Raw genomic sequence first — 23,345 nt, forward strand, 5'->3', positions numbered from 1 at the left:
CGTTACTCGTTGTATTGAAGCTGAACCTACCAACTAGGCTACGGCCCAAAAGAGGTTTTGGCCATCGACGTGGCACAAGGTTTCGATGGCAGCGTAGCACAGAGCATGGGACAGGGTGCGCGCTCGCGGGGTTACTATGGCGCGTACTCATAAACTCGTCAGTTCCGCTTATGAATAGTCCGCTCGGACCGATCAGTTCACTCCAACCAGCACCTTACAGACCTCCCGGCTGGCCTCTTGGAATAATTTGACGGCACCTCCGGCCCGTCGTCCCTTCAGGGTGATTGAGGCTATCGGGGCGGAAGTATCGCCAAGGTCGACGTTCAGCGCGCGCAGCCATGCGCTACTCGATCGCATTCTGAGTATCTGCATGGGCAATAGGGTTATAAACCGGCTGCTCGCCAACAGATTCAACCGCATGTAGATTGAAATCGTAGTGACGGTGGTTGGCGGAAGCGGCAGGTTATGTCGCCGAAATAGCTCGACGCCGGCACGCCCCAAAAAAGAATCGGGCGGCGAGAGCGTCCATTGCTCTTGCATAAGTTCTTCGAGCTTCAACTTCTTCCTCGATCGCAGGAGCGGATGCCGTCGCTCCGCCATCACCGCAAGGGAGGATCTAAACAGCACCTCCGCGGACAAATCATCGGCGACCGGCAACGGCGCCCAGCGCGTTATGGCCAGATCAAGCATTCTCTGGCGCAGAGCATGCTCCAGCGCATCCCGATCACCTATCGTGATATGATACCTGATGCCCGGATATCTGCGGACGAGATGTCCGATAATTTCTGTAACGATGGCGGTGACCGGCTCGGTTGTACCGATCGCAACGAGCCCTTGCGCCGGATCTGACCTTTGCACAATGTCGGTAACACCTAGCTTTATTTCGTCGAAAACGACGCGCGTGCGATCGACCAGAAGGCGGCCGCACTCAGTGAGTTCAACTCCGCGCGAAGTGCGATCCAGCAGCGCAGCTCCGACGGCATGCTCCATATCGGTGATAGCTTTGGAGATCGCCGGCTGCGACAACCCGAGACGGAGAGACGCCTTGGCCATGCTGCCGACCTCTGCGACGGTCTGCAGCGTATGCAGATCCTTGAGGCGTAGGCGTCGGCCGATGCGGTCGTGCCACTGCATGAGTATTCACCTCACGTTATAGCCCGATAGGAAATTGCAATTTCGGGTTATAGCGTTGTTGCTTCAGAATAGCGAGATGGAAAGCCGGCCGGATCATCGCATGCCGTGCCAAGCACATGGAGAACGCCATGCAGCTTTACTCGCGTCGCGCCATACTGGCCGGGTTTTCGGCTCTGGCTCTTCCGCTACCCGCCATTGCTGCCGACCAGCCGCTGAAGATCGTGTTTCCATTCGCGCCTGGTGGGTCTGGAGATTCGATCGCCCGGCTGTTTGCCGAGCAGCTTCATACCAGGCTCGGCAAGGTGGCGATTGTGGAGAACCTTGCTGGCGCTGGCGGGCGCATCGGCGCTCAGGCGGTCAAGAATGCCGCACCGGGAGAGGAGGCAGTGCTGTTTGCTTCCGCTTCGCAATTCACACTTCAGCCGCATCTCTTCAGGAGCCTGGGATATGATGCAGAGCGCGACTTTGTGCCACTTTCGCAGGTGATGACGGTCGATCTGGCTCTGGCGGTCAGCGGGAAGCTGCCCATCCATTCGGTGCACGAACTCATCGACTGGATGAAGGCCAATCCCGAACAGGCCGTGTACGGCTCGCCGGGAGCAGGTACAGCACCTCATTTCATCTGCGGCGAGTTTGCCCGGATCACAGGTCTAGAACTGCGCCACACGGCCTACAAGGGTACTCCTGCTGCCCTCCCGGATGTGCTGGCCGGCCGGGTCCCGATGTATATGGCGTTTCTTTCCGAACTCCTGGAGCAACATGGGGGCGGTGGCATACGCATCATCGCCACCGCAGCCGCTGCGCGATCTTCCTTCCTGCCCCAGACCGCAACTCTGAAGGAGAGCGGGATCGATATCGACGCGGCCGGGTGGTTCGCATTCTATGCGTCTGCCCATTCCTCACGTCAGTTCGTTGAGCGCCTGGGAAAGGAGATCATTGCAATCGGGAGCGATCCCGAAATGCGCGCAAAGATTCGTGCCATGGGGTGCGAGCCAACAGGAACGACATCGGACGAACTTAAACATATCCAGCGCGCCGAGTTCGAACGCTGGGGACCGATCGTCAGGGCGTCAGGATTCCCGATCGAAGACTAGGGCGGCGCATGACCACCAATCCCTCCGAACAGTTGTTGGACCTTGTTCAATCGCACCGTGTGACGGCTGTGATCTATGTCGCTACCAGGCTGGGCCTTGCTGAATTGCTGCGCGACGGACCGCGAACTGTCGAAGAACTCGCGAGTCGAACCCACGCGGACCGGGACGCACTGGCGCGCTTGCTCGTCGCTCTCTCGACCGTCGGCATTTGCTCTCGCGTCGGCGAAGGCCGCTACTTGCTAAACGAACTGGGGGTCGGGCTCGACGGTGCTGCTGAACGATCGTTCAAGAACTGGGTCATCTTTGAAGGCTCCATGCTGATCAGGAGGTGGGAGGGTCTTCTAGATTCGATCATGTCGGGGAAGACCGCTGCCCAACTCCAGGACGTCGACGACAATTTCGATCTGATGGCGCGCACGTCAGAGGATGTGCGGATATTCAATGAAGCGATGACAGACCTGACGCGGCTGGTTACGCACGATCTGTTGCAAGCCTACGACTTTGGCACGATCTCCCACTTGATGGATGTCGGAGGTGGCTCCGGGGAACTCATGGGCGCCGTGGCGAGAGAATACTCGAATATCAAAGGAACGGTTTTCGATTTGCCGAGGTGCGCTAACGCCGCTAACCAGCACTTCGCGAGCCTGAGACTCTCCGATCGCCTTACCTTTGTCGCAGGCGATTTCTTTCACGGGGTGCCTGCAGTGGCCGATGCGATCATCTTGAAAAGCATTATTCACGACTGGGATGATGAGCGCAGCCGCATCATTTTGGGAAACTGCCGCAAAGCGCTTCCCCAAAAAGGCAGACTGTTATTAGTCGAACGTACGATGCCGGAATTGCCCGGTACCGATGACGCGGGCAGGTCGTGCGCGATGAGCGATTTAAATATGCTGCGCGGCCCAGGTGGACGGGAACGGACCGAAAGGGAATATTGTCGGCTCCTGACCGAGAGTGGCTTCCGTCCCATCGCGGTTCTCCGCGCCGGCCGCTTTAGTCTGACCGAGTCGCGGCTTGGTTGAAACTTGGAAGCCGGCCGCGGCAATGCGGAGATAGGCCAGAAACTGAAGCGATCTTTGAGGGTCACTTTGCTCGCTTCCAGGTCACATCGACATTCTCGCCGCTCGGAGGGCGAATGGTCAGTGTGAGCTGATCCCCGGCAACCGTAACGAAGCGCTTCTGATCTGAGCCGTTCCAATTGGGAAAGGAGCTACCTTCAACATGGATTGCGATGCTACGGTCTGACTCGTTGACCGCATACGTCCCGAAGTAAGTCTGGGTCCCATTAGCTGTTGCTTCGTTTTCTTCCGCAGTACCCTGCCACAACGCATTGGTTTTGTATTTGGCGCGGTCTGAGCGCATAACCGTGATGATGTACCGCCCGCCGGCGTCGAAAATGGCCATGCCCGCTGGGTTCTCACCGAACTGCCGTAAGGTGGTGCCGTCATTTTTCTTCTGCTCCCAGGAAACCACGATCCATGTTCCTTCGAGGCCTTCCTTCATCGATAGCTGCTGACCAGATGTACTATTCGCATGCAATGACAACCCGACAGCTGCGACCATGCACGTTCCAAGAACTCTACCGTGCTTTTTCATTTCTCCTCCGCCCAGTCGAGCCGCAGATTACAGGAAATACTAGGCTTTTGAGTGCTTGATTCTGCTTGGGGCCAAAGCTGACCCCATTGCCTATCGGTTCTCCGCTACGAGCAGCAGCCGTGTTCCAATTGCCGACTGGTAGTGTCGGAAATATTACCCCTCAGCTACGAATACGTACCTGCTGCCATCCTTGGCTAGCGTGCCGACGTTCGGCATCAGCCAGTGAGTACCCGAAATGGTGAGCTTGTCGGCGACCGCGCGATCGAAGATCTTCCTTCGCGTTTCGACAGCCATTTGCGGATCCTGGTCGATAGCGAGCTGCCACTCGGGGTTTGTTGAAATGTGTGGCGCAAGATTGACCACGTCAGCGCTGATCAGGAACTGTTCGTCGCCTGAGGTGACCAGATGCGCGACCATTCCCGGGCTATGGCCGGGCGCCTGAACGGCGTGCACACCAGGCAGGAGCTCCGGTTCTCCCTCAAAGGTCCTGACGTTTTTCCAAGTCGCCACCGTGGCCTGAATGCGCTGGGCGAGGCCCTTGCGCGTCGGTCCGAGATCGATCGACTCGACTCCCGGGCGCGTCCACCATTTCAATTCCGCGGCGGGCACCACGATGTCGGCATCCGGGAAGACCTGCGCATCGCTCTCATTGTTCATGAGGCCATAAATGTGGTCGCCGTGGAGATGGGAGATCAGGATCGTCTTGACTGCCTTGGGGTTCAGGCCCGCCGCCGCCATGCTCTCGAATAGCCGGCCGTTCCCCTCACCATAAATCGGATGACCGCCCGTGCCCGAGTCGATCAGGACCACTTGATCGCGCAGCTTGAGCGCCATGACGATAAACCGCAGGGGCGCCTGATTGTCGGGAAAGCCGGCACCACGCAACGCGGTCTTGACCTGTTCGACGCTGACATTCCTGACCATGCCCTCCCGCAGCGGAACGTCACGCATGCCATCGATCAGAGAGAAGATTTCAATGTCGCCGACCTTGTATTTGCGGAAAGGTTGAGTGACGGACTGTTGAGCGTGAGCCGCGTCGACAAACGTGATCGGCTTGTCGAGTCCAAACGCGGCATAAGCACCGGCTGCGCCAAGTGTCACGGCTCGACGCGAGATATCGGTCATCGTTCGGGACTCCCCGCTGAATGGATCGAGCATATCAATGGGGATCTGCACTGCACAAGGTCGGCTTCGGGTCATGAACGACAAAACTCGCTCTGAGCACGACAGGTCCGCTTTCGGGTGCAAGCGAACAGTTGAGCTTGGGCCCCGAACCATGATTCAAGCCCTCCACGTTGTCAGGGGCTCGAATCATGCGCTACGAACTCGCCGACTATGAATGGACCGCCATCAAGCCGATGCTGCCGAACAAGCCGCGTGGCGTCCCGCGGGTGAACGACAGACGGGTCCTAAACGGCATCTTCTGGGTCCTGCGGTCAGGAGCACCTTGGCGTGATCTGCCGACGGCGTTTGGCCCATACACCACTTGCTACAATCGCTTTGTCAGGTGGCGGCGGGCCGGTGTCTGGAGCCGCATCATAGAAGCGCTTGCCTCTGCCCATGATGCCGCTGTCCAGATGATCGATACCTCCATTGTCCGTGTGCATCAGCATGGAGCCTGCATCACAAGAAACCGACGCCAATCGATGGGAAGGTCCCGCGGCGGCTTAACGAGCAAAATTCATGCGGTGGTCGATAGCAATGGTCTGCCGGTACGCCTCGCGCTGAGCCCCGGTGAGGCGCATGACATTCGACTTGCTGGAAAACTGCTGTCTCGTCTGAAATCCGGGTCAATGCTGCTGGCCGACCGTGGCTATGACGCGGACTGGATCAGGGAACTTGCCATGAAGAAGGGCGCGTGGGCCAACATCCCGCCGAAAAGCAATCGCAGCGATCCGATCTGCTTCAGCCCCTATCTCTATCGTGCTCGCAACCAGGTCGAGCGGTTCTTCAACAGGATCAAACAATGTCGTCGCGTGGCGACGCGCTACGACAGGCTGGCCGCCAACTACCTTGCCTTCGTTCAGCTCGCGTCAATCAGGCTATGGCTGCGTCGTAATGAGTCCGCGTCCTAACTAATACCCGTGCTTGCGATTGACTAAATGCGTATTTGGGAGCCGGGGCGCTGCCCTCCGAAGGCGAAGGCCACACGTTCGAATCGTGTCGGGTGCGCCATTTCTGAAATGCCTTGTTTGCAGGCGTTTCTGGCCCATCGGGTCCGATCCATCCCAGCCCCCGGTTCTCTCGCTGTCACAACTGTGTCACAGCGAGAGAACCCATGGCTACGATCCGGCAAAGAGGCGCAAAATGGCAGGTACAGGTCAGGCGGTCAGGCGCCCGCCCACTGTCCAAATCCTTCCTCAGAGTCTGACTCAAAAAGCGTGTTGGGGCCTTGCGAGTCGTCTGATCAGGAGCCTGAGATGGGCGACGAGGAGCCAAGCGACTTCGGTTGCGGCGGAGCCCTCGAAGTCCTTGGCGAGACGACGGCACCTGCCGAACCAGGCAAAGGTACGCTCGACGACCCAGCGTCGGGGTAAGAGCTGGAAGCCTTTGACGCCGGGTGGCCGCTGGACAATATCGATGGTCCATTGGCCGCAATGGGACAGTGCGTCGAGCAGCTGCTTGCCGCGATAGACTCGGTCAGCAAAGACATGCTGAAGCCCGGGAAAGTGTTCTCTCAGGTGTTCCAGCAGAGGGACAGCACCGTGGAGATCCTGAACGTTGGCGGGATGCACGTGGACTGCCAGCAGCAGACCATTGGTGTCAGTGACGATGTGCCGCTTACGTCCATGAAGGCGCTTGCCGGGGTCGAAGCCGCGTGGCCCGCCGGCCTGCGTCGTCGGAGCCGTCTGGCTATCGATGACGGCAGCCGTCGGTCCCGGCTTGCGCCCGAGTTTCCGCCGCGCTTGCCGGACCAAGGCTCCGACGATCCGGTGCCATCGGCCACTGTCGCGCCAGGCATAAAAATAGCCTTGGACCGTTGAGTATGGCGGGAACTCGCTCGGCAGAGCTCGCCATTGGCAGCCCGTCGACAAAATGTAGAAGATCGCCTGCACCACCTCACGCAAATCGACTTCCCGCGGGCGTCCTCGTCGCTGTCGCGCCGGCATCTTCCGGGATATCAGCGCCCACTCCGCATCGGTCAGATCGCTTGTGTAGCGCAGCCCTTTGCGTTGATACTCGACACGAGTGATTTCGGTCCACGGCATCGTGCCCTCCCTCGAATCTTCGCAAATCCGAAGGAATCACAGCCAACCGAGATCACTCACTCCTTTTTCAGTCAGGCTCTCAGGAGGAAGGATGCGGAAGCCTGGGCAAGGGACATGGAGGTCCGGGCGGACCGGTCTGATCTACCCGCCGACGCCAGCATGCTCAAGACAATGCGGCTGGCCGACCTGATTGAACGCTACGGGAAAGAAGTTACTCCGCAGAAGCGCGGCGCACAGGTTGAAGACGCCGTGCTGGCGCGGATGCTGATCGACCCGATCTGCAAGTAGCCGCTTTCTCAATTGGGGCCGTCCGACTTTGCGCGTTACCGCGATCGCCGACTGGCCAATGTCGCGCCAACCACCCTCAAGCGACAACTGAATCCAATCCAGCATATGTTCGAGGTCGCAAAGCGCGATTGGGCAATTCCGATCAAAGATAATCCTATCAAAGCGCTTCGCTTTACAGCAATCACGCGAGTGCGCACACGCCGCCTGCGGCCCGGCGAATTCAATCGCTTGATGAAGGCGGCTCAACGATCCCGCAAGCAAGCTATTGCGCAGATCATTCGCTTTGCGCTGGCCACAACTATGAGGCGCGGCAAAATCGCTGCCATGAAGTGGACTGACCTCGACCGAAAGCGGCGACGGTTGGTGATTCCAGCCACCAAGAATGGGCATACCCGTTCAATCCCGCTGTCTAGTGAGGCACTAGGCGCGATTCCAAGTCGAGCAGGTTCAAACGATCGCGTGTTTAGGATGACAACCACGTTTCATGAGGATCGTGAGCGGACCATGCGAGTCTTGCTGATTGAGGATGAGCCGCATCTCGGATCGGCTGTGCAGGAGCATGTTCGAGCGGCGGGACAAGCCGTCGACTGGTTCGAACGGCTGGAGCCGGCTGAGCACGCGGTGCGCACGGTCTCCTATGACGCGCCACTGCTTGATCTGCACCTGCCGGATGGGCGCGGCCTGGATTTCCTGCGCAAACTTCGTCGCCGCGGTGATGCGCTGCCTGTCGTCATCCTGACCGCGCGCGACCTTGTCAGTGACCGGATCGAGGGGTTGAAAGCGGGCGCCGACGATTACATCGTCAAGCCGTTCGACCTCGACGAAGTGAATGCACGTTTGGAGGCCGTCAGCCGCCGATATTTCGGAGAAGCAGCGTCGATCCTTCAGATCGGCCCGGTTGAACTGGAGTGGGAACTCAAAGTCGCGCGACTGGATGGGCGGCCCGTCGAACTCAGCGCGCGCGAATGGGCCGTGGTCGAGGTGCTCGGACGGCGGCGACAGTCAATCGTATCGAAGGAGCAGATCGAGGATGCGCTCTATGCCTTTGGCGAGGAGATCGAGAGCAACACCATCGAGGTCTATGTCAGCCGCGTACGCCGCAAGCTCGGGCGGGATTTCATCCGCACGGTGCGCAGTCTCGGCTACCGCCTGGGAGAGTGAAACATGGTGCACGGAAGCCTTGTTTCGCTGCTGATCTGGCTGTTGGCATCCTCGATGGCGGCCCTGTGGATCCTCGGCAGCGTGGCCGCAGGCACGCTCACGGTGTTTGAGATCAACGAAAGACTCGACGATGCGATCGAGGACGTCGCGCAGCGGCTCTTGCCGGCGACCTACGAGGCCGTGCGGCAGCCGGAGGCCATGCAGCGAATGGCGAAGCAATTGGTTGCCACGATGGATCCACGGGCTCTGGCCTATCAGATCGTCGGACCGACAGGCGAAATCGCGATGCGCTCGGAGAATGCGCCTGAGACACCGTTTCCGGTGCCGCGCCAGGCCGGATTCCACGACACGCCGCAGTATCGCGTCTATGCGCGACCCGCCGCCGCCGATGGCTATTTCATCGAGGTTGCCGAGCCCAGGGCCCACCGCGCCGAGTCGCTGTGGCGGGCAACTGCATTGACCGTCGGGCCGCTGCTGCTGTTCCTGCCGTTGTTGTGGTTCCTGATCCGCTGGGCGGTCCTTCGGAGCATGCGATCGTTGGATCAGCTGCGAAGCGAGATCAGCCGTCGCGACGGCTCAAATCTGTCGCAAATCTCCGACATGGGGCTACCGACAGAGCTCGCGCCGATTCAAGCTGCGGTCAACCGGCTCCTTGAACGGCTAGAGCGCGCCTTGGCGACTGAACGCCAGTTCGCGGCAAACAGCGCCCACGAGTTGTGGACGCCGATTGCCGCCGTGCTGGCGCAGATGCAGTTGCTGTCGGCCCAGCTCGCCGGAACGCCGCACGCCGAACGCTCGGCCCGCATCGTCGTCCAGATCAAGGGGCTCGGCAGCCTTGTCGAGAAGTTGCTGCAACTGTCGCGCAGCGGCGCCGGCGTCGGGATGCTGCGGGAACGCGTCGACGTCATGACGGTCGTGCAGATCCTCGTCGACGAGTTTCTCCGGCAGGAAGACGTCGGGGACAGGTTGGTGGTCACCGCGGAAGGTCCGGACGAGTTCATCGTGCAGGGCGAACTGGACATCATCGGCGTCACGCTTCGCAATCTCATCGAGAATGCGGTTCGCTACGGCGCCTCCAATGAGCCGATCGAGCTCGTCGTTGGCCACGACCGGCAGATTCGCCTGCTGAACGGCGGTGCCATCATTCCATCGGAGATCCTCGATACCCTGAAGAATCCTTTCGTTCGTGGATGCTCGGTCGGTGCCGGCAGTGGTCTTGGGCTTGCCATTGTTGATAGTGTTATGAGGCAGATTGGCGGCAGCCTGACCCTCATTTCCCTGTCATGGGCCGTGTCAGCGGTTTCGAGGCTCGCCTCGTTTTCCCTGAACCAACTTGAAGTCTCTCCAGGCCTCGAATGGTCCGTTTTCTGGCAACGCGAAGGACGCCTCGGCGAGACCTGGTCTCTTCGTCTGCGACAACGGTACGGTGAGAGGTGAGGTCGCGGCGAGGAAATGGAAGACCGCGGGCTGCGCCCGAAGTTCACCGCCGGCGCGTTTCCAGGCCGCAGGACAGGCGGGATTGCAGTATCTTCAGCGCCCATAGGCCATGACTCTCTCAATGATGCCCGGCTGTCTCCGGCAAGAACCCCAGCGCGGCCGCTGCGATGTTCGCGATGTCCACGTCCGTGTCCTTGCTCAAACCAGCTATGCCTATCGCGCCCACGACTTCGCTCCCTACGCGTATCGGCATGCCGCCGCGCAGCACCGCAATGTTGGCGGTGACGAATGCCGTTCGACCTTGGTTGATGCTGTCCTCGATCTCCGCCGTCGGTCGTTGTAGCCGCGCGGCTGTTCGTGCCTTCCCGATCGCGAGGTCCGCGCTTGCCGGCCGTACACTGTCCATCCGCTCAAAAGCAAGCAGATCTCCGGCCGGATCAACCACCGCGATTGCCGAGGGCGCATGGTGCTGCTGCGCGCTTGCCTTTGCCGCTTGCAGGACCATCTGGGCCCCGGCTTGATCGAGGGTCGTTACATTGATGGTTTGTGCCCCGACAGACAGGCAGGAGACTGTTGCCAACACTGCAATGCCAATTCCAAGTTTGGTCATAGCGAGCTGACTTAAGCCGCCCTGGGCAGTTGCCGGTGCGGATCGATGACGAACTTGTTCGCAACGCCGGCGTCGAATGATTTGTAACCTTCCGGCGCCTGCTCAAGGTCGATCACCTTGACATTGACGATCTTGGCGATCGGCAGCCTGTCCCAAAGTATCGCCTGCATGAGCTGGCGATTGTATTTCAGCACCGGCGTCTGGCCGGTGTGGAGGGCATGGGACTTTGCCCAGCCGAGACCGAGGCGCAGGCTCAGGTTACCCTGTTTCGCTGCCCGCTCCTTGGCGCCGGGGTCGTCGGTCACATAGAGGCCGGGAATGCCGATCGCGCCGGCTGCGCGGGTGATCTCCATCAGGCTGTTCAGCACGACGGCAGGCGCTTCGACGGCCTTGCCGTCGGCTCCTTGGACCTTTGCTTCGAAGCCGACGCAGTCGATCGCACAGTCGACTTCCGGAACGCCGAGGACGTCGGCAACGAGTTCGCCGAGGCGATCGTGCCTGGTGAGGTCGATCGGCTCGAAGCCGACGTTCTTGGCGTGAGCGAGCCGCTCCTTGCTCATGTCGCCGATCAGCACGGCTGCCGCGCCAAGGATGCGCGCGGACGCGGCCGCCGCAAGCACAACCGGCCCTGCCCCGGCGACATAGACCGTCGATCCGACACCGACCTTGGCGGTGACGGCGCCGTGGAATCCCGTGGGCAGAATATCGGAGAGGCAGGTCAGATCGCGGATCTTGTCCATCGCCTGAGCTTTGTCCGGAAACTTCAGCAGATTGAAGTCCGCATAGGGCACCATGACGTAGTCGGCCTGCCCGCCGATCCATCCACCCATATCGACATATCCGTAGGCGCCCCCGGCACGGTCGGAGTTGACATGAAGGCAGACGCCAGTGTCACCCTCTCGGCAGGTCCGGCACCGTCCGCACGCAACGTTGAAAGGAACCGACACCAGGTCGCCGATTTCCAGATATTCGACGTCGCGGCCCTTCTCGATCACTTCACCGGTGATCTCGTGTCCGAGCACCATGCCCGCCGGCGCTGTCGTGCGGCCGCGCACCATGTGCTGATCGGAGCCGCAGATATTCGTCGTTACGACCTTGAGAATGACGCCGTGATCGATCGTCTTTCCTGCCGGATTGCGGAAGGTCGGAAAGTCGATGTTTTGGACTTCGACGCGGCCGGGCTTGAGGTAAACGACGCCGCGATTGGAGCTGGAAGGCATCTGCAATCTCCTTAGGTCTCACGCTGTGCGTCGTGTCGACGCGATAGGTTCTTTGCTGGACGCAGGCGCTTTCGGCGCGCGCAGATAGCCCCTGTCACTTTGGAGGTATGGACGATTTTAACGACGACTTTGGTCGTCTTGCTGCGATTGTCCCAATCTTGCGCAATTTCTGTGCGGCATCGCCCTCCTGTCCTGCGTCAATTCTCCATCGCATCGCGCCAAGGTCTTGACGCCGTGTTCTTTTGGTAATTCGCGCGCGACATTTCCACGGCTTCGCCCGGAAATTGCGAGCGAAACACGCGAAACTCAATCGATCGTGACGGTCGAGTCTCAACTCGGCGTGAGCGGGGCCGACTCCACGTCTTGTTCATCGTCGCGCCCGCCCTACTAACAGCGTCTGGGGTTGGAAGGGATCAAAGCAAGTGAGATCGAATAATGGCCAGTTCCGCCGAATCGACCTGGAATAAACCCGCTGCACTTCCACCTCTCGCACGCCCGATCGCCGAGCACCCGCCGGGATTGCCGCAACCAAATTTTGAATCTCGTTCGCTCGTCAATATCTCCCCGCCTGAGATCGCCAAGCGCCGTTCCACGACCTGGTCGGGGTTTCGCGGGGAGACGGTCCAGATCGTGCGGCACACGCAGTTTGAATACGGATTCCGGGCTCCATGGCACCTGCTCATTGCGGCAGAAGTCGCCGAGCGCTACGATGGGGAGTCGTTTGTTGAAGGCCTGCCGCGGTCGACCCTGCGCCATTTCACGCACAAGCTGACTTTCGTTCCCGCCGGGCACGTCTTCCGCGGATGGCAGAGACCGCGCGCATTGGCGCACACGACCTACTTGTACATCGATCCGCGCGGGCCTCTCGCCGATCCCGCGCTGCGGTTTGAGGAGATCGAATTCAAGCCGCGCCTGTTCTTTTACGATCGCGATCTCTGGCAAACCGCTCTCAAGCTCAAGTCGGTGATCGAGAAAGCGGACACGGCGCATCGGCAATACGCCGAAGCGCTCGGCATCGTGCTGACGCATGAGCTCGTTCGCATCAACGGTGGCACGGAACCCCACGAGCCGGTCAGTCGTGGCGGCCTTGCTGCCTGGCAACAGAAGCGGGTGGCCGCCTATGTCGAGGAGCATGTCGCCAACGATATTCCGCTCGCGACGCTGGCCGAGTTGGCGCAGCTAAGTCCATATCATTTCTCCCGCTCGTTCAAACGTTCTTTCGGCCTGCCGCCACACCGATATCACGCCACCCGGCGAATCGAACGGGCCAAGCAGCTATTGGCGAATCGCGAACGGTCGGTCACGGCGATTGCACTTGAGGTCGGCTTCAGCGATACCAGCACATTCACCAGCGCGTTTCACAGGCTGACCGGCGAAACGCCGAGCTATTACCGTCGCCGTCTCGATTAAAGCGGTCGGCTTGCGGACGCCGCGCGATAGCGGGCACCGACTGCGCCGCCCTTTGTGACGCGCGACGCAGCTCGCGAACGACATCGTCGAAGGACGTAGCGATCTACCTGCTGCCGATCGGCAGCAGGCGCGATTTCCTCTGGTCTTTGAAACACGCGTCTCGAGACGAAACTCATTCGGCGGGAGTCCGGGCTTCGCTGGTTGTCGGCATCCGTTCCTGGACGAGCCGGGCGAGGCCCGTGTGTAGAATGGCAGCGACGATGGCGCCGACGATCGGGGCCGTCAGGTACAGCCAGGCATCGTTGAAATTTCCGGTCGCGACCATCGGGCCAAGCGCCCGCGCCGGGTTGAAGGCGGCGCCCGTGAGCGCGCCACCCATGATGATGTTGATGGTCAGGGTCATACCGATCGCCAACGGCGCGAGGATGCCGGCGCGGCCCGCCACCGCGGTGCTGAGCACGACAGTGACCAGGAAAAAGGCGAGAATGGCCTCGATCACGAAGCCGGCCCAAGCCGTGACCGTGATGGTCGTGGCTCCCAAAGCGACATTGTGCGCGAGCGCGGGCATACCGAGGCCGGTCTCCGCACCGCCCAACACCGCCCGCAACAAGAGCGCGCCGACAAGACCGCCAATGAGCTGACTGACGATATAACCAGCCGCCTCGCCGACACGCATGGCGCCGGCGGCGAGCACACCCACAGTAACGGAGGGGTTGAAATGGCCGCCTGACACGGAGCCGTAGGCGAAGGCGAAGACCATGACGGTCAAACCGTGAGCAAAGGCAATCGCGGCGAGGCCGGGCAGGCCGACACCATCACCGACCACCGCCCCGGCGCCGGCGCCGATGAATATTAGCGCGAACGTGCCGATGAACTCCGCAAGGAGTTTTGGTGCAATCCGGTTGGACATCGTTGACTCCAGAGTGAGGCAGACCGTCCGGCGCAATCAGGTATGCGCCGCGTACGATCCGTTGGTTTTGGGGATGGCCGGCGGCACGGGGAGCGCCGCCGGCAGGCGAAGCGAGCGACCCTACTCCGCTGCAATGGTTTGCGGTTTGAAATCGATGCCCATCGCCTTCGCGACGCCAGCGCCGTATTCGGGATCGGCCTTGTAGCAGTGGGCGATCTGCCGCTTGACGATTTCGACCGGAACGCCTTGCATCGCCGCCTTGTAATTTTGAAAGAGTTGCTCCTTCTGAGCGGCCGTCATGAGCCGGAACAGGTTGCCGGGCTGACGATAGTCGTCGTTGCCGTCCCGGTGATTGTAGCGGTCGGCATCGCCGGAAATCTTCAGCGGCGGCTCGCGGAAGCGATCGTCCTGCACCGGGCCGTTGAACGAGTTTGGCTCGTAATAGGCATCAGGATTCGGATTGCCCGCGAGCCGCATGGTGCCGTCGACGTTGTAGGTGTAGACGGGGCAGCGCGGCCTATTGACAGGAAGCTGATCCGCATTGACGCCGACGCGATAGCGGTGCGCGTCAGCATAGGAGAAAATGCGCGCCTGAAGCATCTTATCCGGCGAGTGGCCGATGCCGGGCACGATATTGGCGGGCGAGAGCGCGGCCTGCTCGACTTCGGCGAAATAATTCTGCGGATTGCGGTTCAGCTCGAGGATTCCGACCTCGATCAGCGGGTAATCCTTGTGCGGCCAGACCTTGGTAAGGTCGAACGGGTTGTACCAGTGCTTGTCGACATCATTCTCCGACATGATCTGGATGGAGAATTTCCACTTCGGGAAATCGCCCTTTTCGATCGATTCGAACAGGTCGCGCTGATGGGTCTCGCGATCGTAGGCGACCTTCTCGGCGGCTTCGGCGTTCGTCCAGTTCTTGATGCCCTGCATGGTCTTGAAGTGGAATTTGACCCAGTGGCGTTCGTTCTTGGCATTAATGAACGAGTAGGTATGCGAGCCGAAGCCGTCGATATTGCGATAACTCTGCGGCAGGCCGCGATCCGACATGAGGATGGTCACTTGGTGCAGGCTCTCCGGCGACAGGGACCAGAAATCCCACATCGAGGTCGGCGAGCGCATGTTGGTCCTCGGGTGCCGCTTCTGCGTGTGGATGAAGTCTGGAAACTTCAGCGCGTCGCGCACGAAGAATATGGGTGTATTGTTGCCGACCATGTCCCAATTGCCTTCCTCGGTATAGAAGCGCAGCGCGAAGCCGCGCACGTCGCGTTCGGCATCCGCAGCACCACGCTCGCCCGCCACCGTCGAGAAGCGCAGGAACGCTTCGGTTTTTGCGCCCTTCTGCAACACCTTGGCCTTGGTGTATTTCGAGATGTCGTGAGTGACGGTCAGCGTGCCATAGGCAGCCGAGCCCTTGGCGTGCTGGCCGCGTTCGGGAATGCGCTCACGGTTCTGGTGGGCAAGCTTCTCGAATAGCACGAAGTCCTGCATCAGCACCGGGCCGCGTGGCCCCGCCGTGATGCTGTTCTGGTTGTCGGAAACCGGCATGCCGCTATCGGTGGTGAGTGTCGGGCGTTTGGCCACGGATTGCTCCTGTATCGCGAGACATTGAGACCCCCGGCAGCGCCGCCGCTCTCTGCGGCAACTACTCTTGCGTGCGCAACGTCGGTTGTTGACAAATTGCGTTTGCGAGAAGCCGGGTACGACGGAAATGTAGGGGTCCTGCTTGGCGGCGACTTAGGTTCTGTTGCTGTAATTGTAGCGGTCTTGCGCCAATGCTCTGCATTAGCCGAATAACGTAACCGTGACGCTGGCTGATCCCCGAAGCCTGGGCGTACGCGATCCGTTCAGCTGGACGTCAGGTATTCCTGCCATCTCTGCGGCATCCGAACGTGTCGTTAGAGGGTCCCTATGTTTACACGCGCAAGAGAGTGCAGCTTCACGGCATCGAACGCTACCTCCTGGATGCCATCCAGCCATACGTCAGATCATCCACGACGTCAGCCGCGGCAATGGCTCCAATCGAAGCCAGTTGCATCAAAATTCGGAACGCCGACGTCCTTGCTTGCTGCCGCCGTCGCGTTGGGATGGTCATTTGGGGCAACTGCTGCACCTGTCGCTCCTCGCGATCCTCCCTGGAGCGCCGAGCGGATTGACCGTCTCCCCCCGAGGTTCGCAGGGTTGTTGTCGCCAGGTGTGGAGAAGATGCGGAGGCTGGCTACTATTTCGCGACCTACGAGCACGACTCGAATGCCGTCCATCTTGACTATTCCTTGCTCTATTGTCCCGCCGCCTCGAACCGTGAAATGATCCACTCTCTCCGCCAGACATTCGTCAAACGTCAAGGGCGATATGCATTGTCGGGAGTGGAGTTCGATCGCGCCGTTGACGCCGGCAATCCCTCACCGATTTCGCGCTGGAGCGCGAGACGTTCCGGCGCTCGCGACCGCAGATCAGCCTTTTGCCGAGCACTCACGGGATCGAAGGAAAATAGTCGCTCCGATCAGGCGTGCCGGTCCTCAAGGATGGCTAAGCGCCTCGGCCTCAAGCACCTCCGCACCAATCCCTATACGCCCAGGACCAGTGGCAAGGCCGTCGCTTCATTCAAGCCAGCCTATGGGAATAGGCCTACGCGCAGGCCTATAACACCTCAAGAGAAGGAAGGCCTGGGTATTGACGGTTGACGACGTCGAGCGCACGCACCCGAACAGAGCCGCCGCTGGCGGAGATGGACTCGGCCAGGATTTTGAGCCGATCAATCCGGCGGGCCCTCGACTACCTGCGCGTGCGGGCTAGTCTAGCGGCTTGACTATGCAAACGACGGAATATTGGCCTCGGTTCCGATCGGCTTCGGACGACGCGTCGATTCTCAGCGATGCTGGGTCGACGGCGATTGCTGCAGCGAAGTTGACGTCGAGATCTGCGGCGTCCTGCTCGACCTGGATCGAGACATGCCGTTCGCCTGCGGTCACCAACACCGTGACGTTTCGGTCTCGCCAATGATTGGCCGGTGCGTCACCAATGGCATCCAGCAAGAAATGCGATCGCCCTTGATCTGATCTGGGCACCATCCGGGTAACGCACGAACTTCGGCGGAGGACAAGCGACTGGAGTGCCGTACTCGACAACCGCTTAGACTTCGCGAAGGCCAACGATGTCCAGCGTCTGCGAGCGGCCTATGCTGCGCGTGTCCCAATTTGCGCATGACGCCGCCGCGACGCATCTTGACGGTGATTTCGCTGATAGAGAGCTCAATGGCAACTTGCTTGTCATGGCCCCGCACGCGACGATCGCCATGAGTTGGCATTCGCGGGCCGTCGCGCGCGCAGATCTATCGTGCCACGCCTCGCAATCAATGCCCCGCGCTACCACTGAGGCGCCCCATTCGGGCCTAGGCGCTTGCCGCAGCAGCAACGATGGTGTCCCTGAGCCAGCGGTGTGCGGGCAGATCGTCGAAGCGGCGGTGCCAGCTCATGACGCTCTGCAGCGTCGGTGCGTCGAACGGCAGCTCCCGCATCTCGATCGGATAGGCCCGGCGGAATTCGAGCGCGAGCTTGCGTCCGAGGATCGCAACCATGTTCGACTGCACCAGGACGGCGCCGGCGGACAGATAAGGCACATCGGAGGCAATGGTGCGCTCGGCCTTGCGGGCCCGCAGCCAGACGTCGATGAAATTCAGATCCTCGCCGCTGGAGGTGATCGCAAGGTGCGACAGCTCGACCAGCGTCTCGCCGGTCAGCTTCTTGCGCAGCGCCGGATGACCGGCTCTCAGGACTGCAACGAAGCGGTCCTCGATCAACCGGCGGGATGCAAAGCGCTCGCCCTCCAGCACGCGCGCCGAGATCGCAAGATCGAGCTCGCCGCGGTCGAGCCGGTCGGCGAGATTCAGCGTCCCGCTCGGCACCAGCGTCAGCCGCACCTTGGGCGCCTGCGCGCGCACCGCCGCGATGATCGCGCCGGCCACGACCACCGCGGCATAATTGTTGACCGCAATGCTGAAGCGCCGTTCCGCCTGCGCCGGATCGAACCGATCGCCCTCGACCGCAAGCTGCAGCTCGCTGAGCGCCTTGCGGACCGGCAGCGCCAGCGCTTCGGCGCGCGGCGTCGGCAGCATGCCGGATGGCGTGCGGACGAACAGCTGGTCTTTCAGCGCATGACGTAGCCGGTTCAGAGCGTGGCTCACGGCGGGCTGGCTGATGGCGAGCGCGCCGGCCGCGCGCACCACGCTGCGCTCGCGCATGATGGCATCGAACACCAGCAGCAGATTGAGGTCGAGATTACGCATCCGCATGCTGCATCATGCACGGTATGAATTGACGGATAAAGACAATTCATTTGAATAATATCGGGCGTGGGCCCAGCTTCCGGGCATGCCCGAGAGCCCGCACAGCGCCGTCGCAGCCCCGCCCCTCCGCGCGGCCACAGGCGTGCTGGTCGGCGTCCTGGTCGCCCCGGATACCGCTGAGATCGCCATGCCGGAAGCTTTCGCGCGCTGGCGGCGGCTCACGCCGCTCGCGACATGGCAGCCGATCGCGCTTCGCGAAACCAGCTATGCCGGCATCCTGAACGGCGTTGCGTCGGCGCTCGACCGCACCGGCATGAGCCCGCGGCAGCTGATCCTGCTGGGCGAAGGGGCGGTCGCGCGGCGCATGCTCGAACTGGCGCTGCGCAGCGAATTGCCCTGCGGCGGCATCGTCGCAATCGACGTCGCCTCCGACGCACTGCCGTTTCCGGTGGTGCCGACGGTGACCGCCATCCGGCTCGTCGTTCATCGCAACGACGATGCGCCGCAGGGCAGCCTGATCGGCGCGCTGCGCGCCGCCGATCTCGACGCACGCATCATCAATCTCGACCTGACTGCCGGCCGCGGGGCCGAGGCGGCCGCAGCGAGCGCAACTGAAACCTTTGTCCTGGAGCTGGTTGCAATGATCGGCCGCCGGACAACCGATGGAGCTGGTGACCCATGACATCGAAAACTTTCAAGATTGCGTGCGCGGGCCTGGTGGCCGCCGCCGCAATCGGCGGCGGCGCCTATGTCGTGTACCGGCCGGACGGGGCGATGCATGCGGCTCCGCAGATAGCCGCGCCGAAGACCGTCCCGGTGACGGCGGCGAAGGTCCTGCAACATGATGTGCCGATCGTGCTCGAGGGCCTCGGCACAGTGACGCCGATCAACGCGGCGACCATCCGCACCCAGGTGCAGGGCACGCTCGACAGCGTCGATTTTGTGGAGGGCAAGCAGGTGAAGCGCGGCGACGTGCTCGCAAGGATCGACCCGCGGGTCTACGAGGCCCAGGTCGACCAGGCCGAGGCCGCGCTGGCGCGCGACGAGGCGAGCCTGAAGAACGCCAGAACCAATCTGGCGCGAACGCAGCCGCTCGCCAATCGCGGCTTTGCGACCCAGCAATTGCTCGATACCCAGGACTCGCAGGTCTCGCAGGGCGAAGGCACCGTCGCGCTCGACAAGGCGGCGTTGGAGGTCGCGCAGACCCAGCTGAGCTTCGCCACCATCACGGCGCCGTTCGACGGCGTCACCGGCATCCGCCGCATCGACCCCGGCAACATCGTGCACCCGACCGACACCAACGGGCTCGTGGTCCTCACCCAGCTGCAGCCGATCGCGGTGATCTTCACGCTGCCGTCCGGCGAGATCCCCGGCGTACAGCAGGCGCTGGCATCCGGCGACGCCTCGGTCGACGTCTATGACGCACAGAACAAGCACAAGCTCGACCACGGCAGCCTGATGCTGATCAATAACCAGGTCGACAGCTCGAGCGGCACGGTACAGCTGAAGGCATCGTTTCCCAATGCCGGTAACACGCTGTGGCCCGGCACCTTCGTCAACGTCCATCTGACCATCGCGGTTCGCCACAACGCGCTCACCGTGCCGCTGACCGCGGTGCGCCAGGGTCCTGACGGTGCCTTCGCCTACATGGTCGGTCCGAACAACGTGGTCAGCATCCGCAATGTCACGACCGGGCAATCGCGCGACGGGCAGGTCCTGATCGAGCAAGGCCTCAAAGCCAACGAGACCGTCGTCACCGCGGGCCAGTACCGGCTCAATCCGGGAACCACGGTCGAGATCGTGCCCGACGACAAGAAAGACCAGGTCCAGGACGCAACCACCGCAAGCGCAGGGATGCTGCCATGAACGTCTCCGCAGGATTCATCCGCAGGCCCGTTGCCACCGCCTTCCTGGCCATCGCCATCGTGCTGGTCGGCTTGATCGCCTTCGTGCGGCTACCGGTCTCGGCGCTGCCGACGGTGGATACCCCGACCATCCAGGTCACCGCGCAATTGCCCGGCGCTGATCCGCAGACCATGGCCTCCTCGGTCGCAACCCCGCTGGAGCGGCAGTTCGGACAGATCGCCGGCCTGACCGGCATGAGCTCGAGCAGCGGGCTCGGCAACACCCAGATCACGCTGCAATTCGCGCTGAACCGCAGCGTCGATGCAGCCGCGCAGGACGTGCAGACTGCGATCGATGCGGCATCTGGGCAATTGCCCAAGACCATGCCGTCGCCGCCGACCTTCCACAAGGTCAATCCGGCCGACGTGCCCGTGCTGCTGATCGCACTGACGTCGGACACCGAGCCGCTGACCAAGGTCGACGACTATGCCGACAGCATCCTGGCGCAGAAATTGTCGCAGGTGCCGGGCGTCTCGCTCGTCACCATTGGCGGCATGCAGAAGCCGTCGATCCGGGTGCAGGTCAATCCGGCCAAGCTCGCTGCCGCAGGGCTCGATCTCGAGCAATTGCGCGCCACGCTCGGCAACATCACCGTGAACCAGCCCAAGGGCGTGCTCTACGGCAGCCAGCAGGCCTATACGCTCGCCACCAACGACCAGGTGCTCAACGCGAACAAGTATGACGATCTGATCATCGCCTACCGCAACGGCGCGCCGGTGCGGCTGCGCGATATCGGGCATGCCATCGTGGCGGCCGAGGACATTACGCTGCATGGCTGGTACAACGACAAGCCTGCGGTTATCCTCGCGATCCAGCGCCAGCCCGGCGCCAACGTGATCAGCACGGTGGACGGCATCAAGAAGCTGCTGCCGCAGCTGGTGTCTAGCCTGCCGTCCGACATCAAGGTCCAGATCGCGTCCGACCGCACCCAGACCATCCGCGCCAGCGTCGCTGACGTTCAGCTCACTTTGGTGCTGACCATCGCGCTGGTGGTCGGCGTGATCTTCCTGTTCTTGCGCAATCTGTGGGCGACCATCATCCCAGCGGTCTCGGTCCCGATCTCGCTGATCGGCACCTTCGGCGTGATGTATCTGCTCAACTACAGCCTCGACAATTTGTCACTGATGGGCCTGTCGATCGCGGTCGGCTTCGTCGTGGACGATGCCATCGTGATGATCGAGAACATCTCGCGGCACATTGAGCAAGGCCTCTCTCCGATGCAGGCCGCCCTGAAGGGCGCCGGCGAGATCGGCTTCACGATCATCTCGATCTCGGTCTCGCTGATCGCGGTGTTCATTCCGCTGCTGCTGATGGGCGGCGTGATCGGCCGCATGTTCCAGGAATTCGCCGTCACGGTGTGCGTTGCCATCGCGGTGTCGGTGATCGTCTCGGTCACGCTGACACCGATGATGTGCGCTTATCTGCTGTCGCCACATCAGGGCGCCGGGGCTGGCGCTGTATCGCGCACGCTGGAACACGGCTTCGTAGCGATCCAGGCGGCCTACGAAGCCGTGCTTGCCAGAGCGTTGCGCTACAAGGCGACGACCCTGTCGACCATGCTGGCAAGCGTCGCGGTGACCGGCCTGCTGTTCGTGGGCATTCCCAAGGGCTTTTTCCCGCAGCAGGACACCGGCATGATCACCGGCATCACGGAAGCCTCGGCGGACATCTCGCCGGCGCAGATGGCAGCGCTGCAACGCAGCGTCATCGACGTCATTTCCAAGAATCCCTCGGTCGCCAACGCGACCGGCTATATCGGACCGGGCGGCCCGACCGTGACCGAGAACAACGGCCGGCTGTTCGTGCTGTTGAAGCCGCGAGCCGAGCGCAACGCGTCCGCCGATCAGGTGATCCGGCAGCTCGACACCGCACTGCAGGGCATCAAGGGCATGTCGGTGTTCATGCAGGCGACGCAGGACATCAATCTCGCCAGCCGCCTGTCCAAGACGCAGTACCAGTTCACCCTCACCGATGTGAACCAGGACGAGCTCAATCTGTGGGCCGGCAAGCTGTATCAGAAGCTGAAGACGTTGCCGGAACTGGCCGACGTCGCGACCGACCAGGCCAACGCCGCGCGTCAGCTCAAGCTGCAGATCGATCGCGACGCGGCCTCCCGGCTCGGCATCGATCCGGCCGCGGTCGACAACACGCTTTATGACTCATTCGGCCAGCGTCACGTCGCCCAGCTGTTCACGACGCTCAACACCTACTACGTGATCCTGGAGGTCGACCCGTCGTTCCAGCTCGGCCCCTACGCGCTCAACCGCATCTATGTCCGCTCGTCCGCAGGGACGATGGTACCCTTGAGCCAGATCGCGAGCATCGATTACGGCACCGCGCCGCTCTCCGTGAACCACCAGAGCCAGTTTCCGTCGGTGACGCTGAGCTTCAACCTGGCACCGGGCACGGCGGTGGGAACTGCGGTCGCCGCAGTCCAGAAGGCGACCGCCGATCTGCACGTGCCTTCGACCGTGGTCACGAGCTTCCAGGGCAACGCGCAAGCGTTCCAGGCGGCGCTCGCGTCGACGCCGATCCTGATCCTGGCCGCGGTGGTCGCCGTCTATCTGATCCTCGGCATGCTCTATGAGAGCACGGTCCATCCGGTCACGATCCTCTCGACCCTGCCGTCCGCCGGGCTCGGCGCGCTGCTGGCGCTGTGGGCGTTCGGCTTCGGGCTCGACGTGATCGGGCTGATCGGCATCATCCTGCTGATCGGCATCGTGCAGAAGAACGGCATCATGCTGATCGATTTCGCGCTGCAGGCCGAGCGGCACCAGCATCTCTCCGCCGAACAATCGATCTATCAGGCCTGCCGAGCCCGCTTCCGCCCGATCCTGATGACGACGATGTGCGCGATGCTCGGCGGCGTCCCGCTAATGATCGGCACCGGCACCGGGTCGGAGCTGCGTCAGCCGCTCGGCTTCGCGATCGTCGGCGGGCTGATCGTCTCGCAACTGATGACGCTGTTCACGACGCCGGTCGTTTACATCTATCTTGACGGCATCACTCGGTGGCTCGCCAATCGGCCCACACGCACGCAGTGCGTTGGAGCCCACGATAGCGAACCGGTCTTGTAACCAGAGTCG

The 23,345-nt window shown here is 61.7% G+C and carries 20 protein-coding genes and 1 pseudogene; 11 read left to right on the forward strand and 10 right to left on the reverse strand.

The window, feature by feature from the left end; genetic code table 11:
- Positions 1 to 192: 192 nt before the first annotated feature.
- Positions 193 to 1,134 carry a LysR family transcriptional regulator gene (locus ACVILL_RS37930; RefSeq protein ID WP_456733701.1) on the reverse strand — a complete coding sequence of 314 codons (942 nt, stop codon included), beginning with the start codon at positions 1,132 to 1,134 and terminating at the stop codon, positions 193 to 195.
- Between the two features lie 128 nt (positions 1,135 to 1,262).
- Between ACVILL_RS37930 and ACVILL_RS37935 the strand changes: the two genes are divergently transcribed.
- Complete coding sequence (locus ACVILL_RS37935; RefSeq protein ID WP_456733702.1) at positions 1,263 to 2,228, forward strand: Bug family tripartite tricarboxylate transporter substrate binding protein; 966 nt, start codon at positions 1,263 to 1,265, stop codon at positions 2,226 to 2,228.
- 8 nt (positions 2,229 to 2,236) lie between these two features.
- Positions 2,237 to 3,250, forward strand: a complete 1,014-nt coding sequence (locus ACVILL_RS37940) for a methyltransferase (protein ID WP_456733703.1) — start codon at positions 2,237 to 2,239, stop codon at positions 3,248 to 3,250.
- Positions 3,251 to 3,311: 61 nt separating this feature from the next.
- Here ACVILL_RS37940 and ACVILL_RS37945 read toward each other — a convergent pair whose 3' ends face one another.
- On the reverse strand, positions 3,312 to 3,791 hold the full coding sequence (locus ACVILL_RS37945; protein WP_456733704.1) for a lipocalin-like domain-containing protein: 480 nt from the start codon (positions 3,789 to 3,791) through the stop codon (positions 3,312 to 3,314).
- A 186-nt stretch (positions 3,792 to 3,977) separates the two neighbouring features.
- Positions 3,978 to 4,949, reverse strand: coding sequence for an MBL fold metallo-hydrolase (locus ACVILL_RS37950; protein ID WP_456733705.1), 972 nt, complete (start codon positions 4,947 to 4,949; stop codon positions 3,978 to 3,980).
- A 188-nt stretch (positions 4,950 to 5,137) separates the two neighbouring features.
- Between ACVILL_RS37950 and ACVILL_RS37955 the strand changes: the two genes are divergently transcribed.
- Complete coding sequence (locus ACVILL_RS37955; RefSeq protein WP_456733706.1) at positions 5,138 to 5,899, forward strand: IS5 family transposase; 762 nt, start codon at positions 5,138 to 5,140, stop codon at positions 5,897 to 5,899.
- A 297-nt stretch (positions 5,900 to 6,196) separates the two neighbouring features.
- On the opposite strand, the gene ACVILL_RS37960 is transcribed toward ACVILL_RS37955, so the two are convergent.
- Positions 6,197 to 7,033: an IS5 family transposase gene (locus ACVILL_RS37960; protein WP_456733707.1), complete on the reverse strand. Its 837-nt coding sequence runs from the start codon at positions 7,031 to 7,033 to the stop codon at positions 6,197 to 6,199.
- A gap of 159 nt (positions 7,034 to 7,192) precedes the next feature.
- Here ACVILL_RS37960 and ACVILL_RS37965 point away from each other — a divergent pair, with 159 nt between their 5' ends.
- The 4 genes and pseudogenes from ACVILL_RS37965 (at position 7,193) to ACVILL_RS37980 (ending at position 9,919) form a co-directional block, all read left to right on the forward strand.
- Positions 7,193 to 7,321, forward strand: a complete 129-nt coding sequence (locus tag ACVILL_RS37965; protein WP_456733708.1) for a hypothetical protein — start codon at positions 7,193 to 7,195, stop codon at positions 7,319 to 7,321.
- Between the two features lie 231 nt (positions 7,322 to 7,552).
- Positions 7,553 to 7,714 (forward strand): annotated as a pseudogene (locus tag ACVILL_RS37970) (tyrosine-type recombinase/integrase); the annotation flags it as partial.
- A gap of 111 nt (positions 7,715 to 7,825) precedes the next feature.
- A complete protein-coding gene (locus ACVILL_RS37975; protein ID WP_456734453.1) occupies positions 7,826 to 8,482 on the forward strand; it encodes a response regulator in 657 nt (218 codons plus the stop codon).
- 3 nt (positions 8,483 to 8,485) lie between these two features.
- Positions 8,486 to 9,919, forward strand: coding sequence for a sensor histidine kinase (locus ACVILL_RS37980; RefSeq protein ID WP_456733709.1), 1,434 nt, complete (start codon positions 8,486 to 8,488; stop codon positions 9,917 to 9,919).
- Positions 9,920 to 10,037: 118 nt separating this feature from the next.
- Here ACVILL_RS37980 and ACVILL_RS37985 read toward each other — a convergent pair whose 3' ends face one another.
- Complete coding sequence (locus ACVILL_RS37985; protein WP_456733710.1) at positions 10,038 to 10,529, reverse strand: GlcG/HbpS family heme-binding protein; 492 nt, start codon at positions 10,527 to 10,529, stop codon at positions 10,038 to 10,040.
- An 11-nt stretch (positions 10,530 to 10,540) separates the two neighbouring features.
- Positions 10,541 to 11,749, reverse strand: a complete 1,209-nt coding sequence (gene fdhA, locus ACVILL_RS37990; protein ID WP_456733711.1) for a formaldehyde dehydrogenase, glutathione-independent — start codon at positions 11,747 to 11,749, stop codon at positions 10,541 to 10,543.
- Between the two features lie 435 nt (positions 11,750 to 12,184).
- Here fdhA and ACVILL_RS37995 point away from each other — a divergent pair, with 435 nt between their 5' ends.
- On the forward strand, positions 12,185 to 13,159 hold the full coding sequence (locus tag ACVILL_RS37995; protein ID WP_456733712.1) for a helix-turn-helix domain-containing protein: 975 nt from the start codon (positions 12,185 to 12,187) through the stop codon (positions 13,157 to 13,159).
- Between the two features lie 172 nt (positions 13,160 to 13,331).
- On the opposite strand, the gene ACVILL_RS38000 is transcribed toward ACVILL_RS37995, so the two are convergent.
- The 4 genes from ACVILL_RS38000 to ACVILL_RS38015 form a co-directional block, all read right to left on the reverse strand.
- Positions 13,332 to 14,069, reverse strand: coding sequence for an MIP/aquaporin family protein (locus ACVILL_RS38000; RefSeq protein WP_456733713.1), 738 nt, complete (start codon positions 14,067 to 14,069; stop codon positions 13,332 to 13,334).
- 120 nt (positions 14,070 to 14,189) lie between these two features.
- A complete protein-coding gene (locus ACVILL_RS38005) occupies positions 14,190 to 15,653 on the reverse strand; it encodes a catalase (RefSeq protein WP_456733714.1) in 1,464 nt (487 codons plus the stop codon).
- A gap of 1,208 nt (positions 15,654 to 16,861) precedes the next feature.
- The gene (locus ACVILL_RS38010) at positions 16,862 to 17,104 is read right to left on the reverse strand and encodes a hypothetical protein (RefSeq protein WP_456733715.1); all 243 of its coding nucleotides are present in this window, start codon (positions 17,102 to 17,104) and stop codon (positions 16,862 to 16,864) included.
- A gap of 356 nt (positions 17,105 to 17,460) precedes the next feature.
- Positions 17,461 to 18,360, reverse strand: a complete 900-nt coding sequence (locus ACVILL_RS38015) for a LysR family transcriptional regulator (protein WP_456733716.1) — start codon at positions 18,358 to 18,360, stop codon at positions 17,461 to 17,463.
- Positions 18,361 to 18,541: 181 nt separating this feature from the next.
- On the opposite strand from ACVILL_RS38015, the gene ACVILL_RS38020 reads away from it, so the two are divergent.
- Genes ACVILL_RS38020 through ACVILL_RS38030 form a run of 3 tightly spaced genes read left to right on the forward strand, consistent with a single transcriptional unit; the run spans position 18,542 to position 23,336 of the window.
- Positions 18,542 to 19,036, forward strand: a complete 495-nt coding sequence (locus ACVILL_RS38020) for a hypothetical protein (protein ID WP_456733717.1) — start codon at positions 18,542 to 18,544, stop codon at positions 19,034 to 19,036.
- On the forward strand, positions 19,033 to 20,220 hold the full coding sequence (locus ACVILL_RS38025; protein WP_456733718.1) for an efflux RND transporter periplasmic adaptor subunit: 1,188 nt from the start codon (positions 19,033 to 19,035) through the stop codon (positions 20,218 to 20,220). The genes ACVILL_RS38020 and ACVILL_RS38025 overlap by 4 nt, the downstream gene beginning before the upstream one ends.
- Positions 20,217 to 23,336, forward strand: coding sequence for an efflux RND transporter permease subunit (locus ACVILL_RS38030; RefSeq protein ID WP_456733719.1), 3,120 nt, complete (start codon positions 20,217 to 20,219; stop codon positions 23,334 to 23,336). The genes ACVILL_RS38025 and ACVILL_RS38030 overlap by 4 nt, the downstream gene beginning before the upstream one ends.
- Positions 23,337 to 23,345 lie beyond the last annotated feature (9 nt).

The organism is Bradyrhizobium sp. USDA 3364, from assembly GCF_054056355.1.

Coding starts and splice junctions, on each gene's coding strand:
- ACVILL_RS37930 (WP_456733701.1), bottom strand. CDS start 1,134: ATGCAGTGGCACGACCGCATCGGCCGACGCCTACGCCTCAAGGATCTG.
- ACVILL_RS37935 (WP_456733702.1), top strand. CDS start 1,263: ATGCAGCTTTACTCGCGTCGCGCCATACTGGCCGGGTTTTCGGCTCTG.
- ACVILL_RS37940 (WP_456733703.1), top strand. CDS start 2,237: ATGACCACCAATCCCTCCGAACAGTTGTTGGACCTTGTTCAATCGCAC.
- ACVILL_RS37945 (WP_456733704.1), bottom strand. CDS start 3,791: ATGGTCGCAGCTGTCGGGTTGTCATTGCATGCGAATAGTACATCTGGT.
- ACVILL_RS37950 (WP_456733705.1), bottom strand. CDS start 4,949: ATGACCGATATCTCGCGTCGAGCCGTGACACTTGGCGCAGCCGGTGCT.
- ACVILL_RS37955 (WP_456733706.1), top strand. CDS start 5,138: ATGCGCTACGAACTCGCCGACTATGAATGGACCGCCATCAAGCCGATG.
- ACVILL_RS37960 (WP_456733707.1), bottom strand. CDS start 7,033: ATGCCGTGGACCGAAATCACTCGTGTCGAGTATCAACGCAAAGGGCTG.
- ACVILL_RS37965 (WP_456733708.1), top strand. CDS start 7,193: ATGCTCAAGACAATGCGGCTGGCCGACCTGATTGAACGCTACGGGAAA.
- ACVILL_RS37975 (WP_456734453.1), top strand. CDS start 7,826: ATGCGAGTCTTGCTGATTGAGGATGAGCCGCATCTCGGATCGGCTGTG.
- ACVILL_RS37980 (WP_456733709.1), top strand. CDS start 8,486: ATGGTGCACGGAAGCCTTGTTTCGCTGCTGATCTGGCTGTTGGCATCC.
- ACVILL_RS37985 (WP_456733710.1), bottom strand. CDS start 10,529: ATGACCAAACTTGGAATTGGCATTGCAGTGTTGGCAACAGTCTCCTGC.
- fdhA (WP_456733711.1), bottom strand. CDS start 11,749: ATGCCTTCCAGCTCCAATCGCGGCGTCGTTTACCTCAAGCCCGGCCGC.
- ACVILL_RS37995 (WP_456733712.1), top strand. CDS start 12,185: ATGGCCAGTTCCGCCGAATCGACCTGGAATAAACCCGCTGCACTTCCA.
- ACVILL_RS38000 (WP_456733713.1), bottom strand. CDS start 14,069: ATGTCCAACCGGATTGCACCAAAACTCCTTGCGGAGTTCATCGGCACG.
- ACVILL_RS38015 (WP_456733716.1), bottom strand. CDS start 18,360: ATGCGGATGCGTAATCTCGACCTCAATCTGCTGCTGGTGTTCGATGCC.
- ACVILL_RS38020 (WP_456733717.1), top strand. CDS start 18,542: ATGCCGGAAGCTTTCGCGCGCTGGCGGCGGCTCACGCCGCTCGCGACA.
- ACVILL_RS38025 (WP_456733718.1), top strand. CDS start 19,033: ATGACATCGAAAACTTTCAAGATTGCGTGCGCGGGCCTGGTGGCCGCC.
- ACVILL_RS38030 (WP_456733719.1), top strand. CDS start 20,217: ATGAACGTCTCCGCAGGATTCATCCGCAGGCCCGTTGCCACCGCCTTC.